This is a genomic window from Neorhizobium alkalisoli (genome assembly GCF_007829835.1).
Lineage (GTDB): Bacteria > Pseudomonadota > Alphaproteobacteria > Rhizobiales > Rhizobiaceae > Neorhizobium.
Genome location: NZ_VIWP01000006.1, coordinates 120,911 through 140,980 on the forward strand (window position 1 = coordinate 120,911; position 20,070 = coordinate 140,980).

Annotated in this window: 17 protein-coding genes, 1 tRNA gene, 1 pseudogene and 2 riboswitches; of the genes and pseudogenes, 9 read left to right on the forward strand and 10 right to left on the reverse strand. The window is 60.6% G+C overall.

Going from position 1 to position 20,070, the window contains the following annotated elements; translation table 11 throughout:
- Positions 1–43 precede the first annotated feature (43 nt).
- The 3 genes from FHW37_RS22200 to tesB all read right to left on the reverse strand — a co-directional run bounded on the left by FHW37_RS22200 (position 44) and on the right by tesB (position 2,881).
- Positions 44–1,405, reverse strand: a complete 1,362-nt coding sequence (locus tag FHW37_RS22200; protein ID WP_145640349.1) for an ammonium transporter — start codon at positions 1,403–1,405, stop codon at positions 44–46.
- A 28-nt stretch (positions 1,406–1,433) separates the two neighbouring features.
- A complete protein-coding gene (locus FHW37_RS22205) occupies positions 1,434–1,784 on the reverse strand; it encodes a P-II family nitrogen regulator (RefSeq protein ID WP_186458356.1) in 351 nt (116 codons plus the stop codon).
- Positions 1,785–1,993: 209 nt separating this feature from the next.
- Positions 1,994–2,881, reverse strand: a complete 888-nt coding sequence (tesB, locus tag FHW37_RS22210) for an acyl-CoA thioesterase II (protein ID WP_145640353.1) — start codon at positions 2,879–2,881, stop codon at positions 1,994–1,996.
- Positions 2,882–2,966: 85 nt separating this feature from the next.
- Between tesB and FHW37_RS22215 the strand changes: the two are divergent.
- Positions 2,967–4,184: pseudogene (locus tag FHW37_RS22215) on the forward strand (ubiquinone biosynthesis hydroxylase); the annotation flags it as partial.
- Positions 4,185–4,224: 40 nt separating this feature from the next.
- On the opposite strand, the gene FHW37_RS22220 reads toward FHW37_RS22215, so the two are convergent.
- The 4 genes from FHW37_RS22220 to FHW37_RS22235 all read right to left on the reverse strand — a co-directional run bounded on the left by FHW37_RS22220 (position 4,225) and on the right by FHW37_RS22235 (position 6,786).
- Positions 4,225–4,413, reverse strand: coding sequence for a Trm112 family protein (locus tag FHW37_RS22220; protein ID WP_145640356.1), 189 nt, complete (start codon positions 4,411–4,413; stop codon positions 4,225–4,227).
- An 8-nt stretch (positions 4,414–4,421) separates the two neighbouring features.
- Complete coding sequence (locus FHW37_RS22225; RefSeq protein WP_145640358.1) at positions 4,422–5,096, reverse strand: LON peptidase substrate-binding domain-containing protein; 675 nt, start codon at positions 5,094–5,096, stop codon at positions 4,422–4,424.
- Between the two features lie 138 nt (positions 5,097–5,234).
- Positions 5,235–6,218, reverse strand: a complete 984-nt coding sequence (gene trxA / locus FHW37_RS22230; protein WP_145640359.1) for a thioredoxin — start codon at positions 6,216–6,218, stop codon at positions 5,235–5,237.
- Positions 6,219–6,276: 58 nt separating this feature from the next.
- Complete coding sequence (locus FHW37_RS22235) at positions 6,277–6,786, reverse strand: prolyl-tRNA synthetase associated domain-containing protein (protein ID WP_145640361.1); 510 nt, start codon at positions 6,784–6,786, stop codon at positions 6,277–6,279.
- 278 nt (positions 6,787–7,064) lie between these two features.
- Here FHW37_RS22235 and FHW37_RS22240 point away from each other — a divergent pair.
- A tRNA-Gly gene (locus FHW37_RS22240) sits at positions 7,065–7,139 on the forward strand.
- Positions 7,140–7,275: 136 nt separating this feature from the next.
- Here FHW37_RS22240 and FHW37_RS22245 read toward each other — a convergent pair.
- Positions 7,276–8,298 (reverse strand): aldose epimerase family protein, encoded by a 1,023-nt coding sequence (locus tag FHW37_RS22245; RefSeq protein WP_145640363.1) that lies wholly within the window; start codon positions 8,296–8,298, stop codon positions 7,276–7,278.
- A 763-nt stretch (positions 8,299–9,061) separates the two neighbouring features.
- Entirely contained in the window at positions 9,062–9,982 is a 921-nt protein-coding gene (gene metA, locus FHW37_RS22250; protein WP_145640365.1) for a homoserine O-acetyltransferase MetA, read from the reverse strand.
- Positions 9,983–10,054: 72 nt separating this feature from the next.
- A riboswitch (SAM riboswitch) is annotated at positions 10,055–10,132 on the reverse strand.
- Between the two features lie 306 nt (positions 10,133–10,438).
- Between metA and FHW37_RS22255 the strand changes: the two genes are divergently transcribed.
- The 7 genes from FHW37_RS22255 to FHW37_RS22285 all read left to right on the forward strand — a co-directional run bounded on the left by FHW37_RS22255 (position 10,439) and on the right by FHW37_RS22285 (position 18,910).
- Positions 10,439–11,095, forward strand: coding sequence for a thiamine diphosphokinase (locus tag FHW37_RS22255; RefSeq protein WP_186458357.1), 657 nt, complete (start codon positions 10,439–10,441; stop codon positions 11,093–11,095).
- A gap of 6 nt (positions 11,096–11,101) precedes the next feature.
- On the forward strand, positions 11,102–12,925 hold the full coding sequence (locus FHW37_RS22260) for an ABC-F family ATP-binding cassette domain-containing protein (RefSeq protein ID WP_145640369.1): 1,824 nt from the start codon (positions 11,102–11,104) through the stop codon (positions 12,923–12,925).
- Positions 12,926–13,106: 181 nt separating this feature from the next.
- Positions 13,107–13,559 (forward strand): response regulator, encoded by a 453-nt coding sequence (locus tag FHW37_RS22265; protein WP_145640371.1) that lies wholly within the window; start codon positions 13,107–13,109, stop codon positions 13,557–13,559.
- Positions 13,560–13,613: 54 nt separating this feature from the next.
- A riboswitch (TPP riboswitch) is annotated at positions 13,614–13,719 on the forward strand.
- A gap of 39 nt (positions 13,720–13,758) precedes the next feature.
- Positions 13,759–14,769: a thiamine ABC transporter substrate binding subunit gene (gene thiB, locus FHW37_RS22270; protein ID WP_145640373.1), complete on the forward strand. Its 1,011-nt coding sequence runs from the start codon at positions 13,759–13,761 to the stop codon at positions 14,767–14,769.
- 18 nt (positions 14,770–14,787) lie between these two features.
- Positions 14,788–16,416, forward strand: coding sequence for a thiamine/thiamine pyrophosphate ABC transporter permease ThiP (thiP, locus tag FHW37_RS22275; RefSeq protein WP_145640792.1), 1,629 nt, complete (start codon positions 14,788–14,790; stop codon positions 16,414–16,416).
- Positions 16,409–17,125, forward strand: coding sequence for a thiamine ABC transporter ATP-binding protein (locus FHW37_RS22280; protein ID WP_145640375.1), 717 nt, complete (start codon positions 16,409–16,411; stop codon positions 17,123–17,125). Before thiP ends, FHW37_RS22280 begins: the two co-directional genes overlap by 8 nt.
- A 327-nt stretch (positions 17,126–17,452) precedes the next feature.
- Complete coding sequence (locus FHW37_RS22285; RefSeq protein ID WP_145640794.1) at positions 17,453–18,910, forward strand: M48 family metalloprotease; 1,458 nt, start codon at positions 17,453–17,455, stop codon at positions 18,908–18,910.
- Between the two features lie 104 nt (positions 18,911–19,014).
- On the opposite strand, the gene FHW37_RS22290 is transcribed toward FHW37_RS22285, so the two are convergent.
- Complete coding sequence (locus FHW37_RS22290) at positions 19,015–19,878, reverse strand: RNA polymerase factor sigma-32 (protein WP_145640376.1); 864 nt, start codon at positions 19,876–19,878, stop codon at positions 19,015–19,017.
- Between the last annotated feature and the right edge of the window lie 192 nt (positions 19,879–20,070).

Consider the following 20,070-nt stretch of genomic DNA (forward strand, 5'->3'; position numbering starts at 1 on the left):
ATCCTGATTTCGAATGGCCGGCCGAAGCCGGCCATCCTGGATATTACGAGTGATAGGCAGCTTCGCCGTGGGAGGCGAGGTCGAGGCCTTCGCGCTCTGCTTCTACCGTGACGCGCAGGCCGACGATGAGATCGACAACCTTGTAGAGGATGAGCGAGCCAACGCCGCACCAGATGATGGTGGTGACGATTGCCGTCAGCTGGGTCATGACCTGGCCACCCATCGTGACGCCTTCGGCATAACCGACGCCGCCGAGCGATGCGCTGGCGAAGATGCCGGTTGCGATTGCGCCGAAGATGCCGCCGATGCCGTGAACGCCGAAGACGTCGGCCGAGTCGTCATAACCGAACTTGTTCTTCACCACGGAGACGAAGAAGTAGCACAGCGGGGAGACGATGAGGCCCATGATGATCGCGCCCATCGGGCCGACAATGCCGGCAGCAGGCGTGATGGCAACGAGGCCAGCGACCATGCCGGAAGCGCCGCCGAGCATCGAAGCCTTGCCGCGGGTCAGCGTTTCAACGATCGCCCAGGCGACGATTGCAGCAGCCGTTGCGATGAAGGTGTTGACGGTGGCGAGCATTGCGCCGCCCGAAGCTTCGAGGTTGGAGCCGGCGTTGAAGCCGAACCAGCCGACCCAGAGCATCGAAGCGCCAACCATGGTGAGCGTCATCGAATGCGGAGCCATCATGTCCTTGCCGAAGCCGGTACGCTTGCCGACCATGATCGCGCCGATCAGACCGGCAACGCCGGCGTTGATGTGAACGACCGTGCCGCCAGCGAAGTCAAGCGCGCCCATCTTGAAGAGCATGCCGTTTGCGTCCCAGACCATGTGAGCGATCGGGAAGTAGACGAAGGTTGCCCACAGCGCGCAGAAGAGAACGGCTGCAGAGAACTTGATGCGCTCGGCAAAGGCGCCGACGATCAGGGCAGGGGTGATGGCTGCGAAGGTCATCTGGAACATCGCGAAGATGAATTCCGGAATGACGACGCCCTGCGAGAAGGTAGCAGCCGTCGAGTCCTTGGTGACGCCGGCCAGGAACATCTTGGCAGTGCCGCCCCAATAGGCGCTTTCCGAACCGCCGAAGGCGAAGGAATAGCCGTAGATGACCCAGATCAGCATCATGACAGCGGCAATCATCGTGCACTGCATGAGAACCGACAGCATGTTCTTGGCGCGAACGAGGCCGCCGTAGAACAGGGCGAGGCCCGGAACGGTCATGAACAGAACGAGGATGGTGGCGATGAACATGAAGGCGGTATCGCCCTTGTCCGGAACGGGTGCTGCAGCGGCAGCAGCAGCGGCCGGGGCGGCAGCATCCTGCGCAAAAGCGACGGCAGGGGCCAGAACGGCAGCAGCCGCAGCGCCCAGGCGTCCGAAGGTAGAAATTCTGTTGAGTAGCATGATTTGAAAACTCCCCTGTCTGCCGTGCTTAAAGCGCTTCAGTGTTGGTTTCGCCGGTACGGATGCGCACGGCCTGCTCGATCGAATAGACGAAGATTTTTCCGTCGCCGATCTGGCCGGTCTTGGCAGACGACGTGATCGCTTCCACGGCCTTTTCGACGAGGTCGGTCGGAACAGCGATTTCGATCTTCAGTTTCGGCAGAAAGCTGACGGCATATTCGGTGCCGCGGTAGATTTCTGTGTGCCCCTTCTGGCGCCCGTAACCCTTTACCTCGGTAACGGTCAGGCCCTGGATGCCGACAGCAGTAAGGGCTTCACGCACCTCGTCCAGCTTGAATGGCTTGATAATGGCCATCACGATTTTCATCTGGCTTCCCATCCTTGTGTTGTTTTCGGCTGAAGGCCGACTCTCCTGTATCGCCACCCGATCACGGCAGCGACTGAGTACACGCATTCAAGGGGCGTGCCAGTTTGGATCGACGTGTTAACATATTGAAAATATGTAAACTTTCAAAGCAATCTCAAAAAAGCGGCAGTCCGGCCGCGCAATTGCGGCGAAATCTTGTGCATTTTTTAGAAAATGCACAATTATTGTTCATTTGCCCGTTTCCGAATCAAGCCTTCCTGGGCGACCGAGGCGATCAGCACGCCGGAACGGGTATAGATACTGCCACGGGTCATGCCGCGGGCACCGGATGCGCTCGGGCTGTCCTGCGAATAAAGAAGCCAGTCGTCATAGGAAAAGGGCCGGTGGAACCACATGGCGTGGTCGAGGCTGGCGGCCTGGATCGAGGGGTCGAAGACCGAATTGCCATGCGGATAAAGCGAAGCGTCGAGCAGGGTCATGTCGGAAATATAGGCGAGAACGGCAGCACCGGTATGACGGTCCTGCGGCACCTCGCCGAGCGCCCGCACCCAGACATTCTGGCTCGGCTCGAGCTTGTCCCTAGTCAGATAATGCGCGAGCGAAACGGGCCTGAACTCGATCGGCCGCGGGCGCTGCCAATAACGACGCACCGGTTCCGGCGCCTTTTCGAGAAAGGCCTCCTTGAATTCCGCCTCGCCCATCAGGTCTTCCGGCATTGGCACCGATGGCATGGTCACCTGATGGTCGTAACCATCCTCGTCCAGCTGGAATGAGGCCGAGAGCGCGAAAATCGCATGACCATGCTGAACGGCGACCACCCGCCGGGTGCTGAAGCTCGAACCATCGCGGATCCGCTCGACCTGGTAGAGGATCGGCACGGAAGGGTCTCCCGGCAGCATGAAATAGGCATGCAGGGAATGGACGAAACGATCGGCAACGACGGTGCGTTGGGCCGCGACCAGCGCCTGGGAAATCACCTGCCCGCCAAACACTCTTTGCCAGCCGACCTGCGGGCTGACGCCGCGATAGATGTTTTCCTCAAGCTTCTCCAGGTCGAGAATCGCCAGAAGGCGTTGCATCGGGCTGTTTTCGTTGACATCGCGCAACATCTTAAACTCTCTCCGACGATAGGAAGCTGAGACAGGATGATCTATATGGAAGACCTGAGAGTCTCAAGCGTTACAGGAGTGCGGACAAATGCTGGACATGCTGGTTGTTGGCGGAGGTTACGTCGGACTTGCCGCAGCGGTGGCCGTGAAGCAGGCGGCGCCGCATCTCGCCATCGAGGTGATCGAGGCGGCCCCGGCCGGCGTCTGGGAAAAGGATGAGCGCGCTTCCGCGATCATCGCCGCCGCCTCGCATATGCTCGACGTACTCGGCACTTGGGAAGAAATTGTCGCCGACGCGCAGCCGATCAACAAGATGATCGTCACCGACAGCCGCACCTCCGATCCGGTCCGCCCGGTTTTTCTGACCTTTGATGGCGCCGTCGAGGAGGGCAAGCCGTTTGCTCATATGGTGCCGAACGTTTCCATGGTGCGCGCCCTGCGCCGCGCGGCGGAAAAGCTCGGTATTCCGATCCGCCACGGGCTTTCCGCCACATCCTTCAACACCGGCAGCACCCGCTGCACCGTGACGCTCTCGGATGGATCGAACATCGAGACTAAACTGCTCGTTGCCTGTGATGGCGTCCGTTCGAAACTGCGCGACATGGCCGGCATCCGCACCGTCAAATGGGATTACGGCCAGTCCGGCATCGTCGCGACCGTTGCCCATGAGCGTGACCATGAAGGTGTCGCGGAAGAACATTTTCTCCCGTCCGGCCCCTTCGCCATTCTGCCTTTGAAGAACAACCGTTCTTCGCTGGTCTGGACCGAGCGGACGGCCGAGGCCGATCGGCTTGTCGCCTCCGACGATCTCGTCTTCGAGGAAGAGCTGCAGCGCCGCTTCGGCCACAAGCTCGGCGAAATCCGCATCGAGGGTGGCCGCCGTGCCTTTCCGCTCGGCCTGACGCTTTCTCGCGCCTTTGTCGCGCCCCGATTCGCGTTGGCCGGTGATGCTGCGCACGGCATCCACCCGATTTCCGGCCAGGGCCTTAATCTCGGTTTCAAAGATGTCGCGGCGCTGGCCGAAACCGTCGTTGAAGCCGACCGCCTAGGCCTCGATATCGGCGCGCTCAACGTGCTGGAGCGCTATCAGTCCTGGCGCCGTTTCGACACGTTCCGCATGGGCGTGACGACGGATGTGTTGAACCGCCTCTTCTCCAACGACGTGACGCCGATTCGCATCGCCCGCGATTTCGGCCTGGGCATGGTCGAACGCCTGCCGAAGCTCAAGAACTTCTTTATCGGTGAGGCTGCAGGCACGACCGGCGAGGGCAATCCAAAACTGTTGGCCGGCCAGCAGATCTGAGAAGAGAATTCACGCATGCGGGCCACAAAACGTGGCTCGCTCAGTCCTCGATCTTGCGCGCTTCCGAAATCAGCATGATCGGAATGCCATCGCGGATCGGATAGGCGAGCCTTGCGCTTTCCGAGATCAGCTCATTGGTATCGCGGCTGAAGGACAGCCGACCCTTGGTCAGCGGGCAGACCAGGAGATCGAGCAGTTTCGGATCCACCTTGCTGAGCTTCTCGTCCATCAACAACCCTATTGCAGCACGGTATCGGTTTCGTTGAGGCCGCGCGCCAGCATGATCTCGGTGATGGCGATCAGCGTTTCCGCGCGGGTCTTGAGATCGGGTGCTTCAAGCAGCGCCTGCTTTTCCGCCGGGCCGAAGGGCGACATCATCGAGAAGGAATTGACCAGCGTGCGATTGCCGGCAAGCTCGACGCTTTCCCAATCCGCTTCCAGCTTGTTGGCATCGAGATAGGCGCGGAAGACGCGCAGAAGCTCGCTGCGGTCGACCAGTGCCTCGTCATCGTCCGACGACAGATCGGTCATGAACGGCGCGGTCTTGAACATGCGGTACGGATGACCGCCGCCGACTTCCTCGATCAGCCGGAACCGGCAGATGCCGCTCAGCGAGCTGATGTAGCGGCCGTCGCCGGTTTCGGCAAAGGAGGTGATCCGGCCGATGCAGCCGATCGTGGAAAGCGGCGGGCGGGGGTGCCCGGTCTCTTCCGGCTCGGTCAGGGACGGCTGCACGATGCCGATCAGCCGGTCGCCGGCGAGCGCCGCATCGAACATGGAAAGATAACGCGGCTCGAATATGTTGAGCGGCAACTGGCCGCCCGGCAGAAGAAGGGCGCCGGTCAGAGGAAAGACCGGAACAGTTTCCGGCAGATCCTCGCGTTTGACATATCGCGCATTTCCTACGTGCATCGGTCCGATACCTCCCAGACCCCATTTCCAGCCGCCGCATCACATTTGCAGCCGCTTCAGAGGTAATGTGGTGCGGTGGCGGCGGAACGCAAGCCTCTCCGCCGGCCAACCGATATTCAGCCGGCAAAACGCCGACGATCACGAGAACAGGATCGACGAAAGACGGCGGCGGGCCGAAATCGTCGCCGGGTCCTTCGGTCCCCAGACATCGAAAAATTCGAGAAGCTGGCGGCGCGCGCCATCGTCCTCGAAAGTCCGGTCCTTGCGCATCAGCGTCAGCAGGTGTTCGGCCGCCTTGTCGCGGTCGCCCTGCACGTTGAGGATTTTTGCAAGCTTCATGCGGGCCGCATGATCGTCCGGATTGGCGGCAAGCGCCTGTTCCAGCGCGACGGGATCGCCAAGCTTGCGGGCTTCCTCGATCTGCTCGATCTTCTTGGAGACCGCCTGCACGGCCGGATCAGCGGCAAGCTCCGGCGGCAGCGAGGCCAGCATCTGGCCGGCACGTGCCGTATCGCCCATGGCAAGCAGGCATTCGATCATGCCGGCGGCAGCCTTGGCATTTTCCGGATCGGCCTGCAGCACGGCGCCGTAAAGCTGGGCCGCACCCTGGATATCGCCTTCTGCAAGCATGGTTGCTGCATCACCGAGTGCTGCCTCGATCTCGGCTGCCTGATCGGCACCGGCCGGACCTGCAACCTTGTCGATGAACTCGCGCACCTGGCTTTCCGGAACGGCACCCATGAAACCGTCGACCGGGCGCCCATCGGCAAAGGCGATGACGGCCGGGATCGACTGGATGCCGAGCTGGCCGGCGATCGACGGATGATCGTCGATATTCATCTTCACCAGCCTGACGCGGCCCTGGGCCTCGTTGACGACCTTTTCGATGACGGGCGTCAGCTGCTTGCAGGGGCCACACCAGGGCGCCCAGAAATCGACGAGAACCGGCTGGTTGCGCGATGCCTCGATCACGTCCTTGGCGAAGGTGGCAGTGGTCGTGTCGGAAACGTAGCCGCCGGCGGAGGCGGGCGCTGCGGCAGCGGCAGGTGCCGCGCCGTAATGCGCCGTTGCGTTGACCTGGCCGCCATAGGAGCCGCCATAGGGGTTGTCTGTGCCGCTCATGATGTTCTCCCGGAAAACCGATCTAATCTAATGAAATCTAGGGCTAGAAGATCGTATGTCAGCCCGTCACTTTCAAGACAAGCGGGGTGTGACCCGTCGCCTCCATAAATCGGATCAGGTCATTGCTGCTGATCGATGTCGTCGCATCATTGGAGAGCGGGTGGCCATTGATGATCTCCTCGCGCATCAGTTCCTCGTCGAGCACGAAGGTGACATTGCCGCCGGTATCGTTGATGGCGCCGAACACCGTGACCGAGCCCGGCACGACGCCGAGATATTCCAGCATCTTTTCCGGGCTGCCGAAGGAGACGCGGCTCGAGGCGCCGATCACCTTGTGGATCGTCTTCAGATCGACCGTGGCATGTTCCTCGACTGTGACGACGAAGAACTGGTCCTTCTTGTCCTTCACGAACAGGTTCTTCGTATGGCCGCCGGGGATCTCGTCGCGCAGGCTTGCCGATTCGGCAACGGTGAAGACCGGCGCATGCTCTTTCGTCTTGTGCGGGATATTAAGGCTGTCGAGGAGGGCGAACAGGTCTTTTGCAGTTTTCGGCGCGGTCTCGGTCATCGTCTGAATGCTCTGTTTCAAGATTGTGGCGGGACTATAGACAGAATGTTCCAGCCGTCCAAGGTGACGGAGCGACCGGCCGCCATCATTGCCGCGACATTGCGCATCGCCAAAAAGCCCGGCGCGTAAGGCCTTTCCACAGCGTCGAAATTTTTCTCACAAACTTCGTCATTTCCCTGTTGCATTTGAAAAAAGTCTGGGCCATATAGCGCCCACCGCAGCAGACAAGCAGCGGCGCCAAGGTCCAGCTTCACTACCCCGGACCGAGGAATTGATGAGCGGGTGTAGCTCAGGGGTAGAGCACAACCTTGCCAAGGTTGGGGTCGAGGGTTCGAATCCCTTCGCCCGCTCCAAATTCTCCCAAAGAGAAATTCAAGACGATACAAAGCAGCCTAGGGCTGCTTTTGTCGTTTCCGGGCTTTCGAAAAAAAACGCCACCGGCAAAACCGATGGCGCTGCGAATCATCTCACGTTTGCGACCTTCCGGCCTCAGCTCTTCGAAAATACGTAATCCGTTTCCTGACGCAGCACTTCGCCGGGGCGCAGAATCGCATTCGGGAAGCCGGTGTGGTTGATTGCGTCCGGCCAGATCTGGGTTTCGAGGCAGAAACCGGCATAGGGGCCGTAACGGCGGCCGTCATGGCCCGGTACGGGGACGTCGAGCTTGACGCCGGCATAGAATTGCACGCCGGGTTCGGTCGTGCGCACTTCCAGCGAGACGCCGGAATAGAGGCTGCGTACGAGGACGACGGAGCGCTTTTCCGTCCGCTCGGTGGAGAGGCAATAATTGTGGTCGAAGGGCACCTGCTGGCCATCGGCGCCAGTGCGCTTTACCGGCCCCATGTCGCGCAGGTCGAAAGGCGTGCCGGCAACTGCCATCAGCGCGCCGGTCGGCACCAGCCGGTCGTCGACGGCCGTCAGGTGGTCGGCGGCGATCATCAGGTCATGGCCAAAGATGTCGGCATGGCCGTCGAGGTTGAAATAGGAATGCTGGCAGACATTGGCGATGGTCGGCTGGTCGGCCACGGTTTCGTAGGCGACGGAAAGCACGCCTTCCGGCTTCAGCTGATAGGTCATCTTCACGGTGCAATTGCCGGCATAACCAGCGCGACCATCCGGATCGGTGACGGTCATGACGACCTTGTCGTCCGCGACCTCGAGGATCGTCCAGTTCTGGCGGCCGAGACCGTCCGAGCCGCCATGCAGATGGGTGATACCGCGTTCGTTCAGCTCAAGCTGAAAATCCTTGCCGTCCAGCGAGAAAAGGCCGTCGCCGATACGGTTGGCGCAGCGTCCCGGCGTCGCGCCGAAATAGGGGGAATGGGCCGGATAATCGTCAAAATTCTCGAAACCGAGCACGAGCGGCGGTTCATGGCCTTCAAGCCGCAGGTCCTGAATGACGGAACCCCAGGTGATGATTTTCGCCGTCAGCCCGCCACCGGTGATGGTGACGCGATGGACGGTCTCGCCCTTGTCCGTGGTGCCGAAAATCTCGAAATCCTGGCCTGCCATGCGTATCTCCTCCACGCCCTTCGCGTTTTTCGGCAAACTGCTTGATTCCCGGGATTGCTGCAATGACAACGGGCCGGAATGGCAACGGGCGGCGTTGTCATCCTTAACGTTTTGCCCATCGGGGTCGATCAGGCAGAGTCGTCCCTTGGCGATCTTGGGCCTTTCAGTTTCGGCCGGGACACGTCGGGTGCCTCGAATTGAAATTTTATATGTGACACGCGCCGTGTCCCGTTCGGTGGTTTTTCCGCGCAACTCCGGTCCGTCTGCGGCGATCCAAGCCCCAATCGGGACAAGCCCAACCGGAACCAGCTATCGCATGTGTGCGACACACGCACGTCCCTCCTTGTTCAGGCGAGAGGCAGACCATTTTCTGCGCAGCCTCCGGCTTTGCGCCTGCATCACAGCGCTTAACCGGATCACCGGCCCCACCTCGCCGGCGATGCGTGCCGGTGTAGCCGAAGCGGGACGGGAGTGATTTTAGGGGCGGTGGGAAGTAGGTGAAGGTGAAATCGTGCAAGATGTTGATTTTGCTCGATCTGGTGTTTTGAACTTCCCCATATTCGCCCACCTCTGTGTGTGTGCGTCAGCCCCTCACCCTAGCCCTCTCCCCGCTTGCGGGGAGAGGGGACGTGCCCCAAGCGAGGTGGTGGGCAGGTTATTGTCGCGCTTTAAATAAGGAGCGAGCGGGGGCGGCATACCCTTCTCCCCGCGAGCGGGGAGAAGGTGGCGGTAGCCGGATGAGGGGCGGCTGGGCGTAGGGCCCTCACTCCGTCCCGATCTTGTCCATATCGTACGGCGTCGTCTGATAGATCTCGTTGATCCAGTTGCCGAACAACAGATGCGCGTGGCTGCGCCAGCGGTTTTGCGGCGGCAGGGTGTCGTCATTGTGCGGAAAATAATCGTGCGGCATCTTGATCGGGATGCCAGCCTTCACATCGCGGAAATATTCGTCCGACAGGGACGTGGAATCATATTCCACATGGTTGAACATATAGAGCCGCTTGCCCTTTTTCTCATGCACGAGGCAAAGGCCCATTTCGTCGGATTCCATCAGGATTTCCAGGTCGTCATGCTTCTGCACATCGGCGCGGCGCACCTCGGTCCAGCGCGAGACCGGCACCTGGAAATCGTCGGAAAAGCCGTTGAGATAAACGGAGGACGGCGCAAGGTTGCGGTGACGATAGACGCCAAACGCTTTCTCCTTCAACGCGTGTTTCGGCACGTCGTGGAAATGGTAGATGGCGGCCATCGCGCCCCAGCAGACATTCATCGTCGAATGGACATTGGTTTCCGTCCAGTCGAGGATCTTCTGCATCTCGTCCCAATAGGTGACGTCTTCGTACGCGATCGTCTCCACCGGTGCGCCGGTGATGATGAAGCCGTCGAACTTGCGATCCTTCACCTCGTCCCAGGTCTCGTAGAAGGACAGGAGATGTTCTTCCGACGTGTTCTTAGCCTTGTGGTTGCCGATACGGACCAGCGAGAACTCGACCTGCAGCGGCGAGGCGCCGACGAGGCGCGCCATCTGCACCTCGGTCTTGATCTTGTTCGGCATGAGATTGAGCAGCCCGATCTGCAGCGGACGAATGTCCTGCCGCACCGCATTGGTCTCGGTCATCACCCGCACGCCCTCGGAAACGAGCGTGTTGAAGGCGGGAAGCGTATCGGGAATCTTGATCGGCATGTCTTTAACCCACAAACGAAAATCGGCATCGACAGAAAAGTCGCGACCGGTCCGTGGGATGATGATCTGGAAAGATATCGTCTCGCGGCCCTTTAGCGACTTTTTTAACGTGGCTGCAAGCCGGCCGGCCAAATCACCACGAATTCTCGGGATCTCAGATAATCCTTGCCAGGCTAAACGTCAATGGGAGCAAGATTTGCTCGTGGGGGGCTTGGGCATATGGAGCAAAGACCCTCTCTGGCCTGCCGGCCATCTCCCCCACAAGGGGGGAGAAGATTTGCAGCGCCCGATCGCTCAATAATTGAGCGCCGACGCGGTGGCCTGGTTAAGCCCTCCCCCTTGTGGGGAGGGTGGGGAGGGGACTTTTTTGCATATGATATAGCCCTGTATTCACCAGCCACCCGGCATATCCGGACATAACCGGCTTTCCCTTTTCCCGCGCTTTACGCTATGGGCATGCGGATGAACCAGGCGACCTTCACAATCCTGCTCGGCGGCAATCTTGTCGTGACCGACCGTCTTCGGGCGCAGCTTGAAGGCTGCCGCTTTATTGCGGCCGATAGCGGCATGCGCCATGCGCAAGTTCTGGATGTCGTTCCCGAACTCTGGGTCGGTGATTTCGATTCCACCGATGCGGCGCTGGCCGCCCGTTTCCCTGAGGTCGAACGCAAGGATTTTCCGCCCGCAAAAAACGAGACGGATGGCGAAATTGCTACGGCCGAGGCGATCGGGCGCGGCGCAACGCGGCTGATCTTCGTCGGCGCGCTCGGCGGCGAGCGCAGCGACCACGCGCTTCAGCACCTTCTTTACGCGATCAGCCTTGCCGAGCGCGGTTTCGATATCCTGCTGACCTCGGGCGAGGAAGAGGCGGTTCCGCTGCTGAAGGGCGAGAAGACACTCGACCTGCCAAAACGTTCGCTCTTTTCCATTCTCGGCTTTTCACCCCTCGAAGGCCTCGACATTCTGGGCGCACGATATCCGTTGAAGGACTTTTCCTTGCCTTTCGGTTCGTCCCGCACCGTTTCAAACGTTGCGGAAGGGCCTGTCACCTTCCATCTAAGAGAAGGCAGGGCGATGATCCTTGCCCGCCCCCACGATTTTTCCGGAGCATAAGGCCAGATGGCACCGCCAATTCTGAAACTCGACGACATTTTCCTGAGCTTCGGCGGCACGCCGCTTTTGAACGGCGCCGGCCTGCAGGTGGAACCGGGCGACCGCATCTGCCTCGTCGGCCGCAACGGTTCCGGCAAGTCGACGCTGATGAAGATCGCAGCCGGCATGGTCGAGGCGCAGTCGGGCGAGGTTTTCCGCCATCCGGGCGCGACGATCCGCTATCTCGAACAGGCGCCGGATTTTGCCGGCTACACCACGGTGCAGGCCTATGCCGAGGCGGGGCTTGGACCGGGCGACGATCCCTATCGCGTCACCTATCTGCTGCAGCATCTTGGCCTCACCGGCGAGGAAGACCCGAACAATCTTTCGGGCGGTGAATCCCGCCGTGCCGCACTTGCCCGCGTCATGGCACCGGAACCCGATATCCTGATGCTGGACGAACCGACCAACCATCTCGACCTACCGACCATCGAATGGCTGGAAGACGAACTGCGCCGCACCAAGAGCGCGCTTGTCATCATCTCGCACGACCGTCGTTTCCTCGAAAAGGTCTCTAACGCCACCGTCTGGCTCGACCGCGGCACATCGCGCCGGCTCGATCGTGGTTTCGGCCATTTCGAAGCCTGGCGCGATGAGGTTCTCGAAGCGGAAGAGATCGAGCAGCACAAGCTCGGCAAGGCGATCGAGCGCGAAGAACACTGGATGCGTTACGGCGTCACCGCACGCCGCAAGCGCAATATGCGCCGCGTCGGCGAGCTGCAGGCCATGCGTGCCAATTATCGTGGTCACAAGGGGCCTCAGGGCTCGATCCAGGCGACGGCTGCTGAGGGCAAGGAATCCGGCAAGCTGGTGATCGAGGCGGAAAACATCACCAAAACCTATGACAAGCCGATCGTCACGCCGTTTTCGATCCGCGTCCATCGTGGCGACCGGATCGGTCTCGTCGGCCCGAACGGCGCCGGCAAGACGACGCTTCTGAAAATGCTGACCGGCCAGATCGAGCCCGATTCGGGCTGGATCAAGCTGGGAACCAATCTCGAAATCGCAACCCTCGACCAGAAGCGCGAAGACCTCGATCCCGCCGATACGCTGTCCCATTATCTGACGGATGGCCGCGGCGAGACGCTTCTCGTCAATGGCGAGCAGCGGCATGTCGCGGGCTACATGAAGGATTTTCTGTTCCAGCCGGAGCAGATCAGGACACCCATCAAGAACCTGTCGGGCGGTGAGCGCGCGCGGCTGATGCTGGCCCGCATCATGGCGCGGCCCTCCAACCTGCTGATCCTCGACGAACCGACCAACGACCTCGATATCGAGACGCTGGACCTGTTGCAGGAAATCGTTGCGGGTTATGCCGGAACCGTCATCCTCGTCAGCCACGACCGTGACTTTCTCGACCGCACCGTGACTTCGACCATCGCGCCGGCCAATCCCGATGCGCCGGATGGCCGCTGGATCGAATATGCCGGCGGTTACACCGACATGCTGGCGCAGCGCAAGGGCGCCGCCGAAGAGAAGCGCAAGGCTGAAAAGGCCGAGAAGGCGAAGAGCGACACTTCTTCGCCGGCCGTGACGGAAGCGCCGAAGGCCAAGGGCAAGCTTTCCTACAAGCAGAAATTCGCGCTCGAAAACCTGCCGAAGGAAATGGAAAAGGCCGAAGGCGAAATCGCTATTCGCGAAAAGAAGATGGCTGATCCGAACCTCTTCTCCAAGGATCCGACGCTGTTTTCCAAACTGGCCGCAGAGACGGAAAAGCTGCGCGCCAGCGTGACCAAGATGGAAGAAGAGTGGCTCGAGCTGGAATTACTTCGCGAGGAACTCGAAGGTTAGATTAACTACTTGTTAGGCATAACGAATAGTTATCAACAACAATAATTGTCGCGCAGCGGAACAAACCTGCCCGGTCCACGTTCGATCTCGGTAACAACCAGCCGTGCCGGCCTTTCAGGCGGTACGGCGCCATGGGAACCGACTTGAACAAAGTGGAACCGAGTGCGTATGGGGATGTCCAATGCTGACAAATGTAAACCGTCGTCGGCTGGCCAGTGAAGCCATGAATCAACGTGTTCTGATCATCGAGGACGAATTTCTGATTGCCCTCGACGTTGCCGAAACCATCGAGAGCATGGGCCTCAAGGTCGCCGGCTTTGCCAGTGCCCGCAGCCATGCGATGCAGCTTGCGGCCTATGCCGATATCGCCCTGGTCGACGTCAATCTTTCGGATGGCGCGACGGGACCTCAGATCGGCCGCGAGCTTGCCGAGCAATACGGCATTACCGTCATCTTCATGACCGCCAATCCGGAAGATGTCGAGGATGGCGTCGAAGGCTCGCTCGGTGTCCTGACCAAGCCGGTCATGCCGCATGTCGTTGAACAGACGATCGATTATGCCGTCGCCAACCGTCTTGGCGGTCTGGCGGTCGTGCCGCGGGAATTGAAGGTTTTCCGCCACAACCATAGCTGACCGAACAAATTGCTCGGCTACTTGCCAGCACGTTCAGCTGCCGCTACATCTTTATCCGCTCTAACGGGGTGCCTTGCTCAAAGCTTGGCTGAGAGGCGTTTGCCAACCCGCGGAACCTGATCCGGTTAACACCGGCGGAGGGATTAGACGGCTCTTTTACCAGCGCCTATTCCCCTTGTTGCAACCAGAGGAGGCGCTGATGCGCAGAACCATCGCTTATCTTTTCGCGGCCGTGGCCGCCCTTCTTCCCCTTTCTGCCGCGCAGGCGCAGCAGAAGACGCTGACCGTCTATACCTATGAAAGCTTCACCTCCGAATGGGGACCGGGGCCGAAGGTGAAGGCGGCGTTCGAAAAGACCTGCGGCTGCACGCTGAATTTCGTCAGTGTTGCGGATGGCGTTGCCCTTCTCACCCGGCTGAAGCTCGAGGGCGAAAAGACCGATGCGGATATCGCGCTCGGTCTCGACACCAACCTGATCTCGGAAGCCAAGGCGACCGGCTTGTTTCAGCCGAGCGGCATTGACGGCGCTTCGGTCAAGGTTCCGGGCAATTATGCCGACGATACGTTCGTGCCCTATGACTACGGCCATTTCGCCGTCGTTTATGACACGCAGACGATCAAGAACCCGCCGAAGAGCCTGAAGGATCTCGTCGAGGGCGATCCCTCGCAAAAGATCGCCATCGAGGATCCGCGGACCTCGACGCCGGGTCTCGGCCTGCTTCTCTGGGTGAAATCCGTCTATGGCGACAAGGCGCCGGAGGCCTGGCAGAAGCTGAAGAAGCGTGTGTTGACCGTCACGCCCGGCTGGTCGGAAGCCTATGGCCTGTTCACCAAGGGCGAAGTGCCGATGGTCCTCTCCTACATCACCTCGCCGGCCTATCACATGGTCGAGGAAAAGACCGACCGTTATCAGGCTGCCTCGTTTTCGGAAGGTCATTACATCCAGATCGAAGTCGCCGGCATGCTGAAGGGTGCGCATGACAAGGATCTGGCCAAGCAGTTTCTGGCCTTCATGATCTCGCCCGCCTTCCAGGACGTCATCCCGACGACCAACTGGATGATGCCTGTGACGAAGACGTCCGAGCCGCTGCCGGACGCGTTTGGCAAGCTCGTGCAGCCGCAAAAGACCCTGCTGATCGGATCGGACGAGGTCGCAAAGAACCGTCAGGCCTATATTGCTGAATGGCTCGATGCGATGAGCATGAAGTAAGCGGATACTGACCGGTTGATGCTGACAAAAGGCGAGCGCAGAGGACGGATCGGTGGCGGGGTTTTGGCGCTCGCCGCCATTCTCGTTTTCGTCGCTGCGGCGGTCTGTGCGCTGGTTTCATGGAAGGGCGGCGCGTCCGATGCGCCGCTTTTCACTGCCTATACCTGGAGCATCCTCCGGTTCACGCTGTGGCAGGCGGCGCTTTCGACGCTTTTATCTGTCGGGCTCGCTCTGCCGGTGGCACTGGCGCTGGCGCGGCGTGCCATCTTTCCCGGAAGAATCTGGATCCTGCGGCTGATGGCCTTGCCGATGGGCCTGCCGACCCTGATCGGCGCGCTCGGGCTGATCGGCATCTGGGGCAGGCAGGGGGTGGTCAATGGACTGCTGATGCGCCTCGGTCTTGACCAGCCGGTCAGCATTTATGGCCTGTCGGGCATCCTGATCGCGCATGTCTTCTTCAACCTGCCGCTCGCGGCCCGGCTTCTGCTGGCTGCGATCGAGCGCTTGCCACCGGAATATTGGCGGCTGGCGGCCGAACTCGGCATGCGGCCGTTTTCCGTCTTCCGTTTCATCGAATGGCCGGCGGTGAAAAGCGTCATTCCGGGTGTCGCCAGCCTCGTCTTCATGCTTTGTGCCACCAGTTTCACCCTCGTCCTCGTTCTCGGCGGCGGGCCGGCTGCGACCACGCTGGAAGTCGCGATCTATCAGGCGTTGAGTTTCGATTTTGACCCGCCGCGGGCGATCGGACTGGCCGGCCTTCAGATCGCCGTCACCGCTGCCATTCTCGGCCTTCTCGCGCTGTTGCCGCGTCCCGCTGACGGCAATGCCGCGAGCGGCCGCGCTGCCCGCCGTCTCGATGGCCGGCGTGTGACGGCGCGCCTATGGGACGCCGTGGTGATCATGATCGCAGGCCTGTTCCTCGTCTTGCCGCTTGGCTCGGTTCTTGTCGCAGGGCTGAAAGCCGATCTGCTGAAGCTGCTCGCTAGCCCCGCCTTTTTGAATGCGGCGATGACCAGCCTGAAAATCTCGGCCATGGCCGGCATATTGACGATCCTTCTTTCGCTGGCGCTGATCCGTGCAGCCGGCGCATTGGGTGATATGAAAAGACCCGGTATCGCAGCCAAGGGGCTGACACTTCTGATCGGCTCATCCTCATCGCTCGTGCTTCTCATCCCGCCGGTCGTGCTTGGCACCGGCTGGTTTCTTCTTTTGCGGCCCTTCGGTGAGGTTGGTCGTTTTGCGCCGCTGCTGGTCGCCATGATCAACGTCCTGATGGCGCTGCCCTTCGTCATGCGCGTTCTGTCGCCGGCGATCGAAAGCCATCGTGCCCGCACGGCGCGGCTTGCCACAAGTCTCGGCATATCCGGCTTTACGCGCCTGCGCAGGATCGATCTGCCGGTTCTGGCAAGGCCGCTGCTGACCGCGCTGTCCTTCGCCATGGCCCTGTCGCTTGGAGATCTCGGCGCCGTTGCCCTGTTCGGTTCCAACGACCTTGCCACTCTGCCCTGGCTGATCTACAGCCGGCTCGGCAGCTATCGCAGCAATGACGCCGACGGACTGGCTCTGCTTCTGGCGCTGATATGCCTCGCCCTTGCCGCGATCGGAACCTGGGGGCAGCGAGCGCGGCGGGAGGAGCTGCATGACTGATGGGATTACCCTCGACGGCGTAAAACTGCGGCTTGGCGAACGGGATTTCCGTTTCGACACCCGCCTTGCGGCCGGCCGGATCACCGCTGTCACCGGCCCTTCCGGTTCCGGCAAATCCACCCTGCTCAATCTCGTCGCCGGTTTCGACCAGCCCGATTCCGGCTCGATCAAAATCCTCGGTGAGGATGTGACGGCAAGGCATCCTTCGGAACGTCCGGTCTCGCTGGTCTTTCAGGACAACAATCTTTTTGCCCATCTCGACCTCTTCACCAATATCGGGCTCGGCATCAGCCCCTCTCTCAAACTTTCGAAAGAGGATCGGCTGGCGATCTCAACGGCATTGGACCGTGTCGGACTTTCAGGCTTCGAAAAGCGCAAACCAGGAACGCTTTCCGGTGGCGAACGGCAACGTGCCGCTTTTGCCCGTGCCCTTGTGCGCAAGAAGCCGGTTCTGCTGATGGATGAACCCTTCGCCTCGCTCGATCCCGGCCTGCGCCGCTCGATGGCTGACCTGCTGGTCGAGCTTCATCGCGAGACCGGCAATACGGTGCTGATCGTCACGCATGATCCAGAAGACGTGCGTGTTCTCGCCGATGATGCGATCTTCATAAATGCTGGTGAAGTGCGGCTGCATGCCCCTGCCGAGAGCTTCCTTGAAAGACACGACATCGACGGGCTGGATCTTTTCCTTGCTGCGCGGCACAAATGATGGCGGAGCATCTGCCCGATTCTGTTTCACGTTTGAAAACAAGCGCAAACCAACGTTATCCGGGCGCCACAATTTGGTCGCGCCGCGATGGCATCGGCAACAGACGGTAAGGATATCTTTGCAAAAGCACCGGTGGAGCCTATCTCTTTTTTAACTGTGCATGGGCCGCGAGAAACGGTAAGCGGAACATGGAATAAGACTTGCTTGGCTAAGGCATATTACCGAGGCCGAATGGAACTGACAGGGTAGACGGTGCAAGAGAGACAGGTTCAGCGGCGCGATGATGCGACCCATCCTGCGGGCAAAAAAGGCCCGGTCAGGCGCCGCCTGCGCACGGGTGCCGCTCTGCTTGCCACGATCGCACTTCTGGCAGGCTGTCAGTCGGTCTTCGATCAGGCCTATACGCCGAATGTTTCGCCCTCGGATTCGCCGCAGATCGTCGACGAGGTGCAGAAGGACGATCCCCGCGCCCAGATGGGTGCCCGCGAGCATCCACGTATCGTCGCGAGCTATGGTGGGGAATATCGTGATGCCAAGACGGAACGGCTGGTCGCCCGCATTGCCGGCGCGCTGACGGCGGTTTCCGAAAACCCCAACCAATCGTTTCGCATCACCATCCTGAATTCGCCGGCCATCAACGCCTTCGCGCTGCCGGGCGGCTATCTTTATGTCACGCGCGGTCTTCTGGCCCTGGCGAATGACGCCTCGGAAGTCGCAGCCGTGCTGTCGCACGAAATGGGCCATGTCACCGCCAATCACGGCATCGAACGCCAGCGCCGCGAAGAGGCGGAAGTGATCGCGAGCCGGGTCGTGGCGGAAGTTCTCTCCAGCGATCTGGCCGGCAAGCAGGCGCTGGCCCGCGGCAAGCTCAGGCTCGCCGCCTTCTCGCGCCAGCAGGAGCTGCAGGCAGACGTGATCGGTGTGCGCATGCTGGGCGAGGCGGGTTACGACCCTTACGCCGCAGCGCGTTTCCTCGATTCCATGGCTGCCTATTCCCGTTATTCGGCGGTCGATCCCGACAACGACCAGAGCCTCGACTTCCTCTCGAGCCACCCGAACTCGGCGCAGCGCGTCGATCTCGCCCGCCGTCACGCCCGCAACTTTGGCGTCGAAGGCTCGGTTGGCGATCGCGGCCGCGACTATTTCCTCGCCGGCATAGACGGGCTTCTTTACGGCGACAGCCCGCAGGAAGGTTATGTCCGCGGCCAGACCTTTCTGCATGGCGGGCTTGGCATCCGTTTCGACGTGCCGGAAGATTTTCGCATCGACAACAAGGTCGAAGCGGTTCTGGCGACCGGTCCTGGCGAAACCGCAATCCGTTTCGACGGCGTGGCCGCAGGCGACAATAACAGCCTGCCTAATTACCTGACCAGCGGCTGGGTCGCCGGCCTGCAGCCGGAAACCGTGCGCGAAATCACCGTCAACGGCCTGCCGGCGGCAACTGCCCGCGCTTCCGCAGAACGCTGGGATTTCGATGTCACCGTCATCCGCGTCAACGACCAGATTTTCCGTTTCCTGACCGCCGTGCCAAAGGGCAGCACGGCGCTGGATTCGACCGCACAGCTGCTACGCAACACCTTTCGCCGCATGACGCCTGCCGAGATCAGCGCCCTGAAGCCGCTGCGCGTCCGGGTCGTCACCGTCGGTCCGGAAGACACCGTCGCCTCGCTTTCCGCCCGCATGATGGGCACAGACCGCAAGCTCGATCTGTTCAAGCTGATCAACGCCCTGCCTGTCGGCGCAACGCTGTCACCGGGGCAGAAGATGAAGATCATTTCCGAATAAGAGCGCTCAGTTTCCATCTTTCAAAACGATATCAGCCTGGAAATCGGTCTCGATTTCCAGGCTGATATCGTCGTGTGTATGAATACGAACAGACCGGGCTGGTCTCAGCAGACGGCGGCCATTTGCGGGTTGGCGGAAACCAGCGCCGATTTCAGTTTTTCGATGGCGCGGCTTTCGATCTGGCGGACACGTTCCTTGGAAATGCCGAGTTCGGCGCCGAGCGATTCCAGCGTGGCACCATCATCGGTAAGCCGCCGGGCGCGAATGATCTTCTTTTCGCGGTCGTTGAGCTTGGTCAGCGCGCCCTGCAGCCATTTCAGGCGGCGCTCGCCGTCGATCATGCCGGAAACCTGTTCGTCCGGAAGCGGCTCGCCGCTTTCCAGCATATCCAGCCGTTCGCCGCTATCGGCATCGCCTGCAATCGTCGGGGCCTGCAGCGAGGCGTCATTGCCGGAAAGGCGTGCATCCATGGTCTGGACGTCGGCAACGCTGACACCGAGGGCGGTGGCAATCTCTTCGTGGATCGCCTGGGCGGTGAGGCTGGAATCGCCGCGGGCGAGTTTTGCGCGCAGGCGGCGCAGGTTGAAGAACAGAGCTTTCTGGGCAGAACTGGTGCCGCCGCGCACGATCGACCAGTTGCGCAGAATGTAATCCTGCATCGAAGCGCGGATCCACCAGCTGGCATAGGTGGAAAAACGCACATCACGGGCCGGTTCAAACCTTGCCGCAGCTTCGAGCAGCCCTACATAGCCTTCTTGTACAAGGTCGCCCATAGGCAGACCGAAGCCTCGGAACTTGGAGGCCATGGCGATCACCAGGCGCATATGCGCGAGAGCGATCTGATTACGAGCATCCTGATCCTGGCTGTCCTTCCAGCGAACCGCCAGGTCGCGCTCTTCTTCTCGCGCGAGATACGGAGCCGACATCGCTATCTTGATCATCGCGCGGTCTGCGTGCATGGCTGTCATGGTGTTCTCCGTAAGACGATATCGTTCGACAGGAGGCAGGCCCGAAATCGGTTTTGACCCGTCTTTTCAAGACGCGGCTGGATATTTCGAGATTGCCCCTTATGTCCCCTCTCAGAAAAGACGGAGGTGATTGGCCTTACCGGTCAACTCTCCCCGCCAGCGACGCGGACGGGAAAAGATCAGCCGATACGC